Origin of the sequence: Rhodohalobacter sp. SW132, from assembly GCF_003390325.1 — a bacterium.
In the GTDB taxonomy this organism is placed as follows: Bacteria; Bacteroidota; Rhodothermia; order Balneolales; family Balneolaceae; genus SW132.
Genome location: NZ_QUOK01000001.1, coordinates 680,928 through 695,309, shown reverse-complemented (window position 1 = coordinate 695,309; position 14,382 = coordinate 680,928). Strand labels below are relative to the sequence as shown.

The 14,382-nt window shown below is 43.4% G+C and carries 12 protein-coding genes and 1 other RNA gene; 8 read left to right on the top strand and 5 right to left on the bottom strand.

Annotation, left to right across the window (positions count from 1 at the left end):
• Nucleotides 1–10: 10 nt before the first annotated feature.
• The 3 genes from DYD21_RS02965 to DYD21_RS02955 all read left to right on the top strand — a co-directional run bounded on the left by DYD21_RS02965 (nucleotide 11) and on the right by DYD21_RS02955 (nucleotide 2,053).
• Nucleotides 11–745, top strand: coding sequence for a zinc ribbon domain-containing protein (locus DYD21_RS02965; protein ID WP_116032074.1), 735 nt, complete (start codon nucleotides 11–13; stop codon nucleotides 743–745).
• A gap of 287 nt (nucleotides 746–1,032) precedes the next feature.
• An RNA gene (gene rnpB, locus DYD21_RS02960) (RNase P RNA component class A) lies at nucleotides 1,033–1,405 on the top strand.
• Nucleotides 1,406–1,549: 144 nt separating this feature from the next.
• Nucleotides 1,550–2,053 carry a DUF4168 domain-containing protein gene (locus DYD21_RS02955; protein WP_116032071.1) on the top strand — a complete coding sequence of 168 codons (504 nt, stop codon included), beginning with the start codon at nucleotides 1,550–1,552 and terminating at the stop codon, nucleotides 2,051–2,053.
• A gap of 80 nt (nucleotides 2,054–2,133) precedes the next feature.
• Here DYD21_RS02955 and smpB read toward each other — a convergent pair whose 3' ends face one another.
• The 4 genes from smpB to DYD21_RS02935 are packed head-to-tail and all read right to left on the bottom strand — an operon-like array spanning nucleotide 2,134 to nucleotide 5,556.
• Nucleotides 2,134–2,622: an SsrA-binding protein SmpB gene (gene smpB / locus DYD21_RS02950; RefSeq protein ID WP_116032068.1), complete on the bottom strand. Its 489-nt coding sequence runs from the start codon at nucleotides 2,620–2,622 to the stop codon at nucleotides 2,134–2,136.
• 20 nt (nucleotides 2,623–2,642) lie between these two features.
• A complete protein-coding gene (locus tag DYD21_RS02945; RefSeq protein ID WP_116032065.1) occupies nucleotides 2,643–3,077 on the bottom strand; it encodes a hypothetical protein in 435 nt (144 codons plus the stop codon).
• A gap of 25 nt (nucleotides 3,078–3,102) precedes the next feature.
• A complete protein-coding gene (locus tag DYD21_RS02940) occupies nucleotides 3,103–4,311 on the bottom strand; it encodes a site-2 protease family protein (protein WP_116032061.1) in 1,209 nt (402 codons plus the stop codon).
• A 15-nt stretch (nucleotides 4,312–4,326) separates the two neighbouring features.
• On the bottom strand, nucleotides 4,327–5,556 hold the full coding sequence (locus DYD21_RS02935) for an arginine deiminase family protein (protein WP_116032058.1): 1,230 nt from the start codon (nucleotides 5,554–5,556) through the stop codon (nucleotides 4,327–4,329).
• Between the two features lie 193 nt (nucleotides 5,557–5,749).
• On the opposite strand from DYD21_RS02935, the gene DYD21_RS02930 reads away from it, so the two are divergent.
• Entirely contained in the window at nucleotides 5,750–6,601 is an 852-nt protein-coding gene (locus tag DYD21_RS02930) for a transglutaminase-like domain-containing protein (protein WP_116032055.1), read from the top strand.
• A 129-nt stretch (nucleotides 6,602–6,730) separates the two neighbouring features.
• Here DYD21_RS02930 and DYD21_RS02925 read toward each other — a convergent pair whose 3' ends face one another.
• On the bottom strand, nucleotides 6,731–9,070 hold the full coding sequence (locus DYD21_RS02925) for a glycosyltransferase family 2 protein (RefSeq protein ID WP_116032051.1): 2,340 nt from the start codon (nucleotides 9,068–9,070) through the stop codon (nucleotides 6,731–6,733).
• Between the two features lie 223 nt (nucleotides 9,071–9,293).
• On the opposite strand from DYD21_RS02925, the gene DYD21_RS02920 reads away from it, so the two are divergent.
• The 4 genes from DYD21_RS02920 (at nucleotide 9,294) to DYD21_RS02905 (ending at nucleotide 14,213) form a co-directional block, all read left to right on the top strand.
• On the top strand, nucleotides 9,294–11,735 hold the full coding sequence (locus DYD21_RS02920; RefSeq protein WP_116032049.1) for an ABC transporter permease: 2,442 nt from the start codon (nucleotides 9,294–9,296) through the stop codon (nucleotides 11,733–11,735).
• A 34-nt stretch (nucleotides 11,736–11,769) separates the two neighbouring features.
• Nucleotides 11,770–13,020: an efflux RND transporter periplasmic adaptor subunit gene (locus DYD21_RS02915; protein ID WP_158551392.1), complete on the top strand. Its 1,251-nt coding sequence runs from the start codon at nucleotides 11,770–11,772 to the stop codon at nucleotides 13,018–13,020.
• Nucleotides 13,021–13,149: 129 nt separating this feature from the next.
• Nucleotides 13,150–13,839: an ABC transporter ATP-binding protein gene (locus DYD21_RS02910; protein WP_116032042.1), complete on the top strand. Its 690-nt coding sequence runs from the start codon at nucleotides 13,150–13,152 to the stop codon at nucleotides 13,837–13,839.
• Between the two features lie 149 nt (nucleotides 13,840–13,988).
• Entirely contained in the window at nucleotides 13,989–14,213 is a 225-nt protein-coding gene (locus tag DYD21_RS02905) for a PLDc N-terminal domain-containing protein (protein WP_147303479.1), read from the top strand.
• Nucleotides 14,214–14,382 lie beyond the last annotated feature (169 nt).

The following is a 14,382-nucleotide window of genomic DNA, read 5'->3' as shown; positions in this document are numbered from 1 at the left end:
TACCACTACTATGCAAGAGGTACTCCAACAACTCGCGAACTTACAATATATCGACAGCCGTATTGATGAAATCCACCAGCTGAGGGGAGATCTTCCGGAAGAAGTATTAGATATAGAAACTGATATAAACCGTCTCGAAGCCAGAATCAGCCAGCTCGAAGAAGAAAAGAAAAACCTTACCGGGGAAAGAAAAGATCTGGAACTTGGTATTGAAACTTCCAAAGAGAAGAATAAAAAATACGAAGAACAGCAGATGACGGTTCGCAATAATCGCGAATACGATGCGCTCACTAAAGAGATTGAAGCTCAGAAACAATATGTTGAAAATGCAGAAAAACGCATTGTAGAGATTGATAAACGGCTGGATGAGCTGGAAGGCGAAATTGAAATCAATGAAAAAAAGCTGACAGACACACAGAAACTCCACGAAGAGAAAAAGGAAAATCTCGACAAAGTTGTGGAAAACACTGAAAGTGAAGAGAAAAAACTTCTTGATAAAAGAGAAGAACTCGAACAAAAACTCGACAAGCGATACGTTCGCAGCTACAACCGGCTACGTGACGGCCTCAATAATGGAATTGCGGTTGTTGCCATGGAGAAAGGTGCAGCCCTCGGAATGGCATTGCCACCACAGGCGCAGGTGGAAGTAAGGCGAAAAAATAAAATTATTATCGATGAGAATAGCGGCCGGATAGTAGTTGATCCATCATTTTTTGTGGAAGCAAAAAAACAGCTTGATATCTAACTTGATATCTAAACTGAGGACAACATCCTTGTTTGATGTGAAATCCGGTTTTTAGGCAGCATAACATGTACGATTAATTGGTGTGAGTCTCTTTTGGGCTGTAAATAAAATTGAAGAGTCTATCTCAAAACATTGTCGTATCTTAAAACGTTGGTACTTGTATTAAACCAAAGATTAGTATTTAGTTTCAAGTCACCGGAGGAGTTATCTGTCAATCAGATATGGATACAGAGTTACACGAAGTTTCGAAAACTCTTCCGAAGATAGAATCATAGAATATAAAGAACAGACATCTCCGGGCAGCCGCTTTTCGATACAATCGGAAGGAGGAAAGTCCGAACACCAACGAACACCGTGCTTCCTAACAGGAAGGGGTTCCGGTTTCAAGACCGGAAAGACAGCCAGTGCCACAGAAAACAGACTTCCCGTGCCGCAGGCGTGGGTAAAGGTGAAAAGGTGAGGTAAGAGCTCACCGGCCCTGCAGTGATGCCGGGCGCATGGCAAACCTCACGGGGTGCAAGTTCACGCAGATTGTGTGCCGTTCGTCACAATACAATCGGGTGGAACGCTACGATCCTGCCAGTGATGTCAGGGCCAGATAAATGGCTGCCATCCCGAAATATCGGTATACAGAATTCGGCTTATAGGAGATGTCTATTCTTTATATCAATCAGACAGATTGCCCATTTTTTGTTATTGGAACAAAAAAGGGTGATTTTACTACAAATAATTAGCGGTGGCAATATTATAAGCCATCTTTGGTTACATAACTGAATAATTCACACAATCAAATCGATAGATATAATGAAGATTTTTAAAATCACAGCTATGTTGCTTTTTGCGGCACTTTTCGCAACAACTGCAGCATTTGCTCAAGGACAAATGGGCCAGGGACAACAGCAGATGCCGGATGTGCCGTCATCAGATGATGTAAGTGATACAGAACTCAACCAGTTTGTTACAACAATCACGCAAATTGAGCCAATTCAAATTGAGCTTCAGGCAGATGTTGAAGAGCTCGTTGAGGAAGAAGAACTCGCTTTTGAGCGTTTTCAACAATTAATGATGGCCATGCAGAATCCACAGATGGCAGAACAGGTTGAAATGTCTGACGAAGAAAGAGAAAAAATTCAGAGCATTCAGCCAAAACTCTCTGAGCTTCAAATGAAAGCTGAAGAAGAAATCATCGAAAAAATTGAAGAGAACGGTCTCAACGTAGAGCGTTATCAGGCAATTATGATGGGCGCTCAGCAAGACCAAGAGCTCATGACCCGCCTTCAGCAGGCACTTGAAAGTGCACAAGGCTAAAAGCTGAAATATAAAATTCAATTAAAAAAAGCCGCTGAATTCAGCGGCTTTTTTATTTTGTGCAATGTTGTAATTCGGGTTTATAAATTTACAGAGTAGCTCCCCTTAATTTTTCTGTCAAGCTCCCTTCGTACATCTTTCTCTTTTATATCATCTCGTTTATCGTAACTCTTCTTTCCTCTTCCAAGTCCGACGAGTAATTTTGCGTACCCACGCTTGAAATAGAGTTTCAGCGGTATCAGTGCAAAACCTTTTTGATTGATATATTTGTCAATCTCACGAATTTCCCGCCGATTCAGCAGCAGTTTACGATCGCGGCGCTCATTGTGGTTGTAATGAGAACCAAATTCGTACGGTTTGATGTACATATTCTTCAGCCATACCTCTCCATTTTGAAGGTATGCAAAAGCCTCGTTCAGGCTCGCTTTTCCCGCACGAATGGATTTAACTTCAGTTCCTTTTAAAGCCAGACCAGCTTCGAAGGTTTCATCGATATGATAGTCGTGCCGGGCTTTGCGGTTTTCAATTTTTGGAGGCGGATTTTTTTTCTGCTCCGTTTTTTTAGCCATAAAATGCCTTTTTCATCGGATTAATATTCGTAGCCTACATCTCTGAGTGCTTCTAACGCTTCATCATCCGGACCGCGATCCGGCATTGTAGCGTATACGCCCATAATTTGATCAATTTGTTCCCGGGCGACTGCGTTTTGCGGGTTGATTCTCAGTACCTCCGCAAATTGCATCAATGCATTATTCATTCGGGTTCTCATCTCATCGGCGTCGAAGGTGTTCATACTGTGCAGTCCGTAATTGAGATGTGTTTTTTCTAACAGTTCGGCTATCACCGGATCAGTTTCGTCCTCGTCCGCTAAAAGGTCAAGTGCATCTTCATATTCATCTTGTTCAATAAGAATATTCACCTGTTGTTCTAACGTCAAATCTGAGTCGAGCTGTGGAGAATCGTTCCCGCATGAGATCAATGTTACAGATATCGCCAGGATGGAAAAAATTGCTATACGAGTCATTGAGATGTTTTAAATGAAATAATGATTAACTGATTACACTGATTGGAGACGGACTGATGCAGAGGATAAATACGATCATGCTGATCCAGCCCAACAGACGCCGGTTCGGACTCAAACGCTGTTCATAAATTACCGGCGGATGTTCAATTTTTACAAAATATACCAGGAAAAACGACCAGAATACCCATATCAGCGATCCGGCCTGGTCAAGTCCGTCACCCAGAAAATAAAGATAACCAACTGAACCGATAAGTGATAACGTCCATACCGGCGCAATCCATTCATATGCGCCATGAAAACCTTTACGAAGCAGGAAAAACAGAACAAGCGCCCATATTACGGTAGAGCTGATTTCAAAGCCGGGAATCCATTCAGAAAACTGCAGGTATAAAAAGGGGATTGCTTCGATACCCGCAAGCAGCGTGATTCCTCCAAAGCACCACCGTGCAACGTTTTGATGTTTTTTATACCCGAGTAGCGAATAAAGAATATGCCCGCCATCGAGCTGCCCGATGGGCATCAGGTTCAGGGCCGTAAAAAAGAGGCCAAGCCATCCGGCAAACAAAAATGGGTAGTGATACATCTCATACATAGGAGGTACGTCATCAAAAAAGCTCGCCAAAAAGGAATAGAGGATCGTGTCACCAAGTATAATGACCCCGGCACCTTCAGGCGGGGCCGGCGGTTCATCAGGAAATGCTCCCGTTTGTTCTACATGCTGAGTTATCTCCTCATGGCCGCTGAAATTCTCTATGAAAGATGGGTCAGGCAGTGTGATAAATCCGTAAAGGAGTATTAAAAGAGACGCAATGAAACCAGCAATTGGCCCGGAGATGCCTACATCAAACAACTTTTTCGTGGAATGAATCTGCTCTTTGATTTTTATGACTGCCCCCATCGTACCGATGCCTAATGGTAAGGGAATAAAATAGGGCAGTGATACCCGAACTTTATGATATACTGCGGCGAAATAGTGGCCGAACTCGTGGGTTGCCAAAAAGCCGAGAAGAAGAGCTGCGAAAAGTGCACCCTCGGGCCACATATCGAGGTAGCTCTCTGCGTTTTCACCCTGACCTACCCAGAAAATTCCGAAAAAGGTTACACAGGCAAACGTTATAATGAAGAGCGCCGAGTGTTTTATGATCTCACCGGTACCCGGGCTGTTGATGGACTCTTCCTGTTTAGGTATCGGTTCAGTTTCGGTTTCCGGAATATTCGAATGGGGATAAGGCAAATCTGTCGGTATAAATTAATTCCTTAGTATTGGGAGTGTCATGCATCGTGCGCCGCCGCGTCCCCGGCAAAGCTCGTGCCCCTGGAAGCTAATCGCAATTTTACCTGAATCGTTATGGTCAAACGGTTTATCCGCAAACTCTTCGATAAACTCAAACTGAGTCATCAGCCGGTAGCCGTTTTCAGCGAGTGCTTCAAATGTTTTGGTGTTTCGCTCATACCCTACGATAATTCCTGGCGCGAGAGCAAAAACGTTTGCACCATCCGTCCACTGCTCCCGAAATTGTGTGGTCCGATTTTCACCGCCGCAGTGAATAAAATTAAATGACGTTTGTGTGAGTGTTTCAAGCGCACCTTTCAGACTTGAGTGTTGTCGGGAAAGAATGGCATCATCATGGCCGTTTTGGTAGAGTTCTACCACATTATTTGTTTGTTCTACAATGGCAGGAGGAAAAACAATGCACTCATTTTCATCTGCAAAGGTAAAAATTGTATCCAGGTGCATAGATGACCGTTTTTTAGGGATATCAACAGCAAGAACATGTTCAACATTTCCGTTTAGGAGCTGATTGGCTACCCCCACCAGTCCGCTGAATGATGTGCGTTCACTCATCCCGATCAGCACAATTTTTTCGTTTACGACCAGAACATCACCGCCTTCAATAGACTGGCTTCCACCGGTATAAATCAGGTGATCCGCCGAACCGGTGAATATAGGGTGGTGTAGCAAGATGAGTTCCATCAGCAGAGATTCACGGGCCCGTGCTCTTTTGGCGGCTTTTGAAAGGATGATTTGCTGCCCCACTACAGCTGCAAGATCGCGCGTAAACAAAAGATTCGGTGCGGGATGCAGAGAAAACGGATTCTCGTTATCCAGCGTGCCTTCTACCACAAATTGAAGCAGCTGTTTAGGATTCAAATCATTTAGAATATGCTGAACCACAGCGAGATTTTCGTAGGGGAGTTGCTCAACCAGCTGGTTTACAAACCAATTACGGGTTGATTCATCCTTCAGGCAATATAGAGCCAGATCGGTAATTTCATGGATTTCACCGTCATCAGGCATAGCTGCACGAAACACCTTCAGCATATCAAGGTGTTCTTCTCTGGCATCTTCCTCAAAGATAATATCATCAAAAAGTAACTCATCCTTCAGTTCGGGGTTTACAAGCGAAACCTCGTGGCCCGGTGTATGAACAATTACTTTTTTTAGCGGTGCGGTTTCAGATGGGATATATATCTGCATGTAGTGTAACATCGTTTATTTAAACAGACAATATACGTGTTCTGTACCTCCTTTATAAACCGCTTTTTGAAAGTTGACAAGCAGAAGCTACAAATAACAGGTTGATTGATCATTCATTTTATTGTTAGGTTAAACTCGCCGATAATTGATAAAAAGATGGAATAGTTTATTTGCAATAATTGTTGCTTGAATCATGACAAACAAATCAGAAATAGAATCACTTATTTATCTGCTTGAGGATCCTGATCCCGAAGTTCAGACCGGTGTGAAAAACCGATTGAATGAACTGGGAGAGCACGCTGTGCCCCTTCTGGACCAATATAAAAGCGAATCTGTGCATGATTCGGAGCGGCAGAGTATTAATGAAATCATCCATAAAATTACGTATGGAGCACTTCTCGAAGATTTTTCGGCACTTGTTGAAAGCGGCATCCAGGGACGCCGATCGCTTGAAGAGGCTCTCTTTGTTTTAGCACGATTTGGCAACCCCACACTCAGGGTTTCGGAGTATAAACAAAAACTGGATGACATGGCCCGGCAAATAGGCGGAGATATTGCATATACTCCTTCGTTAAATGAAAAAATGCGGATTTTACTTCACTTTATATTCCGGGAACTTCGATTCAGGGGAGATTCCAAAAATTATCACAACTCTGAAAATGCATTTCTCGATCGCGTAATTGACAGGCGAAAAGGGTTGCCAATCATGTTAAGTGTGGTAGTGATGATGCTCGCACGCAGATTAAATCTACCGTTTTACGGTGTGAATATGCCGATTCACTTTATGCTGATCTACCAGACGCACAAGCAAAATATTCTGATTGATCCTTTCGACGGGGGTACAATTGTTACCTACGATCAGTGTTACTATTTTCTGAAAAAAAATGGAATTGAGCCCCGGGCCGAACATCTTGAGAGAGCAGAAACATCCGATATTCTAACCCGCTGCATCCGAAACCTGATGCACAGCTATGCCAAAAATGGCTATGAACGAAAAGTCACTGATTTAAAGCAGCTTCTTTCTATTGCTGAAATGCAGAAGTAGTTTAGACCATCAAAATAGAGTGTTATCCAGTACTTGATGCGGGTTTCGGAATCACGAAATGGATAAATTATTTTGCAATACTATGCTCTATTTGGCAGTCTCTGCAAATTGACCCGTTGTTCACCAAGGCTAAAACTTAACCTTAAATGCAGTTTCCTCGGGTGGATATTGCACGGGATCAAGCTGGTTGGCCATTGCGGCAAATGAATTTGCTTCATCCTTATCACCACCCTGCAAATAGATTTTAGAGGCGAGCGAAAAAAGGTCGGCACTCGCAGGGTGTTTATCTATCATCCGGGTCAGAAGTTTTGAGGCTTCATCTGTCTCTTTATCATCAACATGAATTTTTAGCCTGTACAGGTCAAATGCAGGGTGGGAGTCACCCGCTTTATCAAGATAATGCCTGCATCTTGAAAAGATGTTTTTTTCGTAATAAAAATGAATAAAAAGCATCAGCAGCGGTACGGGCAGCTCCATATCATCAAGCCTGTCTTCAAGATTTCGAAGCAGCTCTCTGCAATCTGCCATCAGAAGCACCGGTACAATTGTAAAGAGTTCGCGCGGTGTAAGATCAGACCGGATGATTTGTGTACGAATTTCATCGGTAAGAAAATCGTGTACAGTATGCACCCAGTCGTCGGGCGGATCAGCGGGATTTACAGGGGGCTCTAATCTTTCGAGACGATCCGTTATAGTGCCTTGATCAGGGATTGAAAATTCATTTTCCGGATTCCATTTTTTATGAAAGATTTCACGGTTTTTCCACTTTCTCGGCGGTGTTAATGTAAACCCCATTTTTTGGATAGTGGTGCCTTTATGATGCGTAACCGTAACACCTGAAGCAACAGCTATTTGGTAATCATTCTCTCTGATTTGCTTACATAAATCGTCCATCTCGAAATAAGCGAGACCGTAAGACTCGTCAAATTGAAATGAAAATCCATTTTTCACCATAAAGCAGCAGCTGTCAACCGTATCGGTCTGTACGTATTGCTCGCCGGGCTGCTGTTCAGGCTGCTGGGCTGTGAGGTCAGTATCATTAATAAGTGGTGCAGCAAGCGCAATATCGCTGCTTTGCTGAAATGCCTCCGATAATGTTTCAAGAATGCCATCCTCCAGCTCAACATCATTATGCATAACAAGAATAAAATCTCCTTTTGCTTTGGAGATTCCCTGGTTTACAGAAGCAGCAAAACCGGCATTGGAAGAGTTGGTAATGGTTTTCAGGTTGAAAAAATTTGACTCTGCCAATTGTTCAAGATAATCGAAAGTATCGTCAATGCTTGCATTATCTATGATGATAAGTTCACATTCTGCCGATGAAGCTACTTTTTCAAGAGATGTTAAGGTGCGTTCAAGATGGATTTTTCCAATTCCGGTTGTCGGTATGACAATACTGTAACTGGACTCATTGGTTGGTATGTTTCTTACTTCTGAATGATTATGATCATGCAGTGGGTCACGATCATTGTTGCCGAGGTTTTCAGAATCAGACAGTTGCGGTGTATCAGACTTTTTCTCGGGAGAAACATTCAGTTGCCTCTTCGTAAACTGTTTTAAATCGTGTTTAAGTTCGGCGGCTTCAACATGCCGGCGAAGTTTTTCGAGTGTAGAGATTTTAACCTGAACTGCCTCAAAGTTTTCAGGATTCTTTTTTAGGTAGGCATCGATGAGTTCGAGGGCATTTTTTGCATCATCCTGTGCCAGCAGTTGTCGGCTTTGAGTAAGCAGGTTAACACTGTCTTGTTTTGAAGCTGGTGAAATATCTACAGAAGACAGATGCTCAAGAATTGCCTTCCTGGATTCCTGCGTTTTGGCCAGTCGATGAGCCGATCTGAAAAATTCTTCAATATTGGTTCCGGCCGGCGTAAGAAACTGGTTTTGACCAATTACGAAAAAGGGATCGGTACGGTGCCAAACGTGCTTTTCGTATACCCGCATGGCGAGCTCTGCACCATGGAGGTGCGTCATGAACGGGTTAAAGAAAAGCTGGTCTCCGTCCAGAACAGAGCGGTTCCAGATAAAACAACTGTCATCCGGAAAATGCCCGAACTCTACTTCTTTCAGCCAGCGCTCGGTGGAAGATGGCAAATCAAAATCCATCACCCAAATAGCCGCAGGGTCTGATGAAAATCGGGTTAGTGCCTGTTTAAACAAATTCACATTAAAACGATTGGCGCGAATCGGTGCCCAGATGAATTTGCCAGTAGCCTGCATAACGGCTTCGTTAAGGCAGTTTCCTCTGCCTGTAGATTTCTCATGTTCAAGAAGAAATACCAGGTCATTATCGTAATTTTGAAGAATCTGCTGTATTTCAGAGGAGATCTCAGCGGATGTTTGGTCGTCTATGATGATAATTTCTGTATTGGCAGACGACATTCTGAGCAAAGAGTGCAAAATGTTGAGCAGATCTGCTTTCGGCAGATGAGTTGTAAGAAGTACTGAAAGTTTGATACTTGGCTGAATCATATGGGTTTTTCGTTTCAACAAATATACAAGCTGTGGATGGATCAAAAAAAGAGATTTAGCGCCTTATTAACAGAGAATTTTGACTGTTCGTGCTCAACTTGATTTTGAGGCTGTAAGGAAATTTTAATTAAAAGATTTTAATATTTAAGATTAAATGTAACAATGTCGTTTCTTCAAACTCTTGTTAATTGCAGATCAGTTTTAGACGAGTCGTAAAGTGCGTATGATAAAAAGTTACTTTCTGATTTTATTTCGAAATGCTCGTAAAAAACCTGTCTATACCTGTATCAATCTTGCCGGCTTAGCCATCGGAATTGCGTGTTTTGTGTTTATCGCGATCTATGTTTGGGATGAATCCGGGTTTGATCGTCATCACACCAAAGGCGACGACATTTTCAGGGTTACCCAAACGACGCATTACAACGGTGATGAAACACAGTCTGCATCAACGCCATTTCCACTCAAAAGCGCGATAGACAACGACCTGCAGGGATATGTGTCTGAATCCGTCCGCTTTTTTGATATGGAAGCTCCAAATGTATCTATCGGGAACAGGGAGAGAGAGCTTTTTTTTCGGGAAGAACATTTCTTTTTTACGGATCCATCTGTCTTTACCCTGTTTGATATTGCGTTGATACGGGGGAATGCCGAATCTGCATTATCAGAACCTGGAAGTGTTGTCATCACCCCGGAAGTTGCCAGCCGGTATTTTGGTGATGAAGATCCAATGGGGCAGCAGTTACTCTATGAAGGGCAGACTTTTCTAACCGTTACAGGTGTAATGGAAGAGTGGCCGCGGCAGAGTCATATCAGGGCCGATTTGCTCGCTTCATTCGAATCACTTCGTGATATATGGAGGAATTATGATCAGATTACCGAACGCTGGCTGTGGGCCTCCAGCTGGACATATATTCTGGCAGTACCAGGAACGGAAAAAGAGTTTCTTGAAGAACAGCTCTCCGACTTCTCCGACCGATACTACGCATCTTTTTTTGGTGAAAACGAAGAAGTCGTTTTAAATCTGCAGCCATTAAAGGAGATTTACCTTCACTCCGCTGCAGATAACGAAATAGGGCCAACCAGCAGCTTTCTGTACATTGTAATTTTTTCTGCAATCGCCGTGCTTATTTTGCTGATTGCGTGTATCAACTATATCAATTTATCTACTGCACGGGCATTAACACGCTCAAAAGAAGTTGGGCTTAGAAAAACCCTGGGTGCTGATGAGTACCAGCTGAGAATGCAATTTTTATTCGAATCTCTCATATACACCGTTTTTGCGGTTTTGCTGAGTGCTTTTATAGTTATCACAGCGATGCCATATTTCAATATGTTTACGGGTAAAGAGGTGGAAATTGCCGCATACAGCGGATATACCATTGCCGGGGTGGCACTCCTTTTAATTGCTGGGATTACACTGCTTGCGGGATTTTACCCGGCCACATTTTTATCGGGTTATAAACCGATTGAAGCGGTAAAGGGGACGTTTACCCAGGGTCAAAAAGGAGGAAAACTCCGAAAATCACTGGTTATATTTCAATTTACCATTACCGCTATTTTATTAATTGGAACGTCGCTCGCGTACCTGCAGTATCAGCATATGCAGCGGATGGATATGGGGTTTGAACGGGAGCAGGTCATTGTAGTCCCTTCTTCAATGAGTCTCGCTATCTGGTATTACGATGAATTTAAAGAACGTGTGTTAACCCATAGCGGCATTCATAATGTTTCCGGCTCAAAAACGGTATTGGGTTCCGATATCTATTACACTTATCAAATTGCGCCGGAAGGATATGGCGAACAAGAGGCGTTTTCGATTGCAAAACTTTTTGTGGCACACGATTTCCTGGAAACGATGGATATTGACCTGCTTTCAGGCCGGGATTTCTCAACCGAATTTTCTACGGATCCTGAGGACGCCCTGATAATCAACCGGGCAATGGTGGATTCCATGGAGTGGGGTACGCCGGAAGAAGCTTTGGGTAAAACGTTTCAGCTCGCGGGCAAAACCGGCAGCGTGGTGGGTGTGACGGACGATTTTCATTTTGCTCACCTTCGGTACGATCTTGAGCCTTTGATATTGGACCTGCCATCATCGGAAGTGCAGTTCGTTTCGAATATCGATTATATAAAAATACGGCTCAGCGGCACCAATCCGGATGATGCCCTGGCTCATATACAATCGGTCTGGGATGATCTGGATCCCACTCATCCATTCGACTTTTTTTTCCTCGACCGTAAAATTGATGAAATGTACCAGCAAGAGCAGCAGTTCAGCACGCTGATGGGTGTGTTTACTATTTTAGCACTGGGGATCGGATGCCTGGGTCTTCTTGGTCTTGCATCATATTCCATCAGCAAACGAACACGGGAAATCGGTATACGGAAAGCGATGGGCGCAACTGCGGTACAGATTTTTTACCTGCTCAGTAAAGATTATGTTAAACTGATTGTGGTAGCTCATTTGATTGCGCTGCCCATTGTGTATTTTCTGGCAAGTACAGGTTTTAAAGAATTTCCCTACGCGATCAACCTTTTATGGTATCTTGGCATTACATTTTTTGCAAGTTCAGTAATATCTGTAGTAATCAGTATTTTTGCGATCAGCTCTTTTTCCATACGGGCATCGCTGCTCAGCCCCGTAGAAAGTTTGAGGAGAGAGTAGTTAAAGTTAAGCAGTGCAGGTTTTAATTATGGGAATGGACAGAAAAATAGAAAAAAAGAGGATCAGCAAAGGAAAACTTGTGTTGATTGGCGGAGTATTGCTGGTCGTGGCTTTTGTGATATACACTCTGTTTTTTTTGGACTCTCGTTCCAGTGAGACCGTAAACACCGACCAGATTCTAATCCATGAAGTAACGGAAAGTGCATTTCAGGAGTTTATTGAAGTTTCGGGAACGGTACAGCCGCTGCGTTCAACCATTTTGGATGCCGTGGAGGGAGGAGTTGTACAGGAAGTAATGGTGGAATCAGGGGAAATGGTGGAACAGGGTGATACGCTGCTTGTTCTTTCAAATTCCAATCTTCAGCTCAGTGTTATGCAGCAGGAGGCGGGCATTTATGATCAGATTAATAACGTCCGAAATTCAAGACTGAATCTCGAGCAAAATCATCTGCGGCTGCGGGAAGAGCTCGCAAATGCTGAAACTCAAATGGCACTCCTGGAACCCAGGTTTAGGAGAGACAGTGCGCTTTACGAAAACAACCTGATATCTGAACAAGAATTTGAAGAGACGCGGCACAACTACCGGTTTCAGCAGCGCAGGTATGAACTGAATTACGAGTCGTATCAAAAAGATTCACTGCAAATGCAGAATCAATTGGTGCAGCTGGATAATTCCGAGGAGAGAATGTGGCAAAGTCTTGAAGGTGTTCAGCAAATACTGACTAATCTTGTGGTAACGGCCCCGATATCGGGTCAGCTTTCCACGGTTGAACTGAACCAGGGTCAATCGGTTTCGCAGGGAGAACGACTGGGGCAAATTGACCAGCTTGATGGATTTAAAATCCGGGTAGAGATCGACGAGTTCTACCTTTCAAGAGTAACTGCAGGACTTGAAGGCAGTTTTCCGTTTGCCGGAAGCCGGTATAACCTGGTGATTACCCGGCTGTTCCCTGTGATACAGGATGGACGTTTCCAGGTGGATATGGATTTTACGGGGGAAGTCCCGGAGGGTATCCGTCGGGGACAATCCGTTCGGGTCCGGCTTGAACTCGGTGATCAAACACAGGCCGTGCTTCTTGCCCGGGGCGGATTTTATCAGCAAACCGGCGGCAGCTGGATTTACAGGGTAGATGACTCCGGGGAGCGTGCCTACCGGCAGCAGATCCGTTTGGGACGCGGAAATACGCAATATTTTGAAGTTCTGGAAGGCCTGAACCCCGGCGACAAAGTCATCACATCCGGGTATGACACCTTCAGCAATTCAGAAGTACTAATCCTGAATTGAACATCTGCCGGAAAAGTAAATAGAACCAGTTGTTAAATTATCGTTAAGTTATCCACATTCATCAGATAAAGATTCTGATAATGAATCTAATGTCCAGAATATCACATCCTGAAGTTCGGGTACCGTTAAATGATCAAAACAGAAGCACTGAATAAACTTTATACAACCGAAGAAATTGAAACCACAGCTCTGAATAAAGTGGAGATTGAAGTTGCTGAAGGTGAATTTATAGCAGTTATGGGCCCATCCGGTTGTGGCAAATCAACGCTGCTGAACATTCTTGGCCTGCTTGATGAACCTTCGGGAGGAGAGTATTATTTCATGGGCCGTGAGACATCCGCATTTAGTGAACGGGAAAGAGCGGCTCTTCGAAAAGGAAATATCGGGTTTGTGTTTCAGAGTTTTAACCTGATTGATGAGCTGACAGTTTTTGAAAATATAGAACTTCCGTTGATGTATCTCGGTCTTCCCCCTGCTAAACGAAAAGAGAAAGTTGAATCTGCACTCGACCGAATGAACATGATGCCACGAAGGGATCATTTTCCACAGCAGCTATCCGGCGGTCAACAGCAGCGAGTGGCTATTGCACGTGCGGTTGTAGCTGATGCCGGCCTGATTCTTGCCGATGAGCCAACCGGTAATCTCGATTCGGATCACGGTGATGAGGTAATGCAGCTCTTAACGGAACTGAATCAGCAGGGCACGACCATCATTATGGTAACTCACTCACCGCACGACTCCGAATATGCATCCCGGAAAATTCATCTGTTCGATGGTAAGGTGGTTGAAGAACCTGCCAAACGTGAGTTTCATATCTGAAAAGACAGATCATGAAATGTTTCAGAGCGAAGTATGATTAATCTTTAACACAAAGTTAAAGCGATATGGAATATTCCGCATTTAAAGTAAACTCCAGGTTAGTTTGGATCATTGTCATAAGTAGTGTTCTGCTTACGATAGTTGCACTTATGTACTTACTTCAAGAAGGGGCTGCTCCTAAGGTCATTATTCATGCAGCAATGATTTTATCAGCATCTGCCTGGCTCATTGTGATTGGTGATATTGCATACAGAAAATTTTACCACAAGAAATTTTGGATAATTTTTATGGTATTTTTTCCATCCATTACTCCTATCGTTTATTTGTTTCAAAGGAAAAACTTAGAAAGGCTTGAAAGTAAATTCGGTAGTTGAATAGTTTTTGTAGAACTGAAAAAGGGACTGAACAAGCTTTAAAACAAGCAATGTTAACTGACGATTTCAAAATGATTGCCCAGTTTTTTTGGGTGGATAAAATCGCAGCAGAAGTACCGAACGGTTCACAGACGTGATCAAGAGCTCCTCTGACACGAGTGCGTAAAAG

Excerpts from the sequence above, each read along its gene's own strand:
- DYD21_RS02965 (WP_116032074.1), top strand. The coding sequence starts at position 11 with ATGCAAGAGGTACTCCAACAACTCGCGAACTTACAATATATCGACAGC.
- DYD21_RS02955 (WP_116032071.1), top strand. The coding sequence starts at position 1,550 with ATGAAGATTTTTAAAATCACAGCTATGTTGCTTTTTGCGGCACTTTTC.
- smpB (WP_116032068.1), bottom strand. The coding sequence starts at position 2,622 with ATGGCTAAAAAAACGGAGCAGAAAAAAAATCCGCCTCCAAAAATTGAA.
- DYD21_RS02945 (WP_116032065.1), bottom strand. The coding sequence starts at position 3,077 with ATGACTCGTATAGCAATTTTTTCCATCCTGGCGATATCTGTAACATTG.
- DYD21_RS02935 (WP_116032058.1), bottom strand. The coding sequence starts at position 5,556 with ATGCAGATATATATCCCATCTGAAACCGCACCGCTAAAAAAAGTAATT.
- DYD21_RS02930 (WP_116032055.1), top strand. The coding sequence starts at position 5,750 with ATGACAAACAAATCAGAAATAGAATCACTTATTTATCTGCTTGAGGAT.
- DYD21_RS02925 (WP_116032051.1), bottom strand. The coding sequence starts at position 9,070 with ATGATTCAGCCAAGTATCAAACTTTCAGTACTTCTTACAACTCATCTG.
- DYD21_RS02920 (WP_116032049.1), top strand. The coding sequence starts at position 9,294 with ATGATAAAAAGTTACTTTCTGATTTTATTTCGAAATGCTCGTAAAAAA.
- DYD21_RS02915 (WP_158551392.1), top strand. The coding sequence starts at position 11,770 with ATGGACAGAAAAATAGAAAAAAAGAGGATCAGCAAAGGAAAACTTGTG.
- DYD21_RS02910 (WP_116032042.1), top strand. The coding sequence starts at position 13,150 with ATGATCAAAACAGAAGCACTGAATAAACTTTATACAACCGAAGAAATT.
- DYD21_RS02905 (WP_147303479.1), top strand. The coding sequence starts at position 13,989 with ATGTACTTACTTCAAGAAGGGGCTGCTCCTAAGGTCATTATTCATGCA.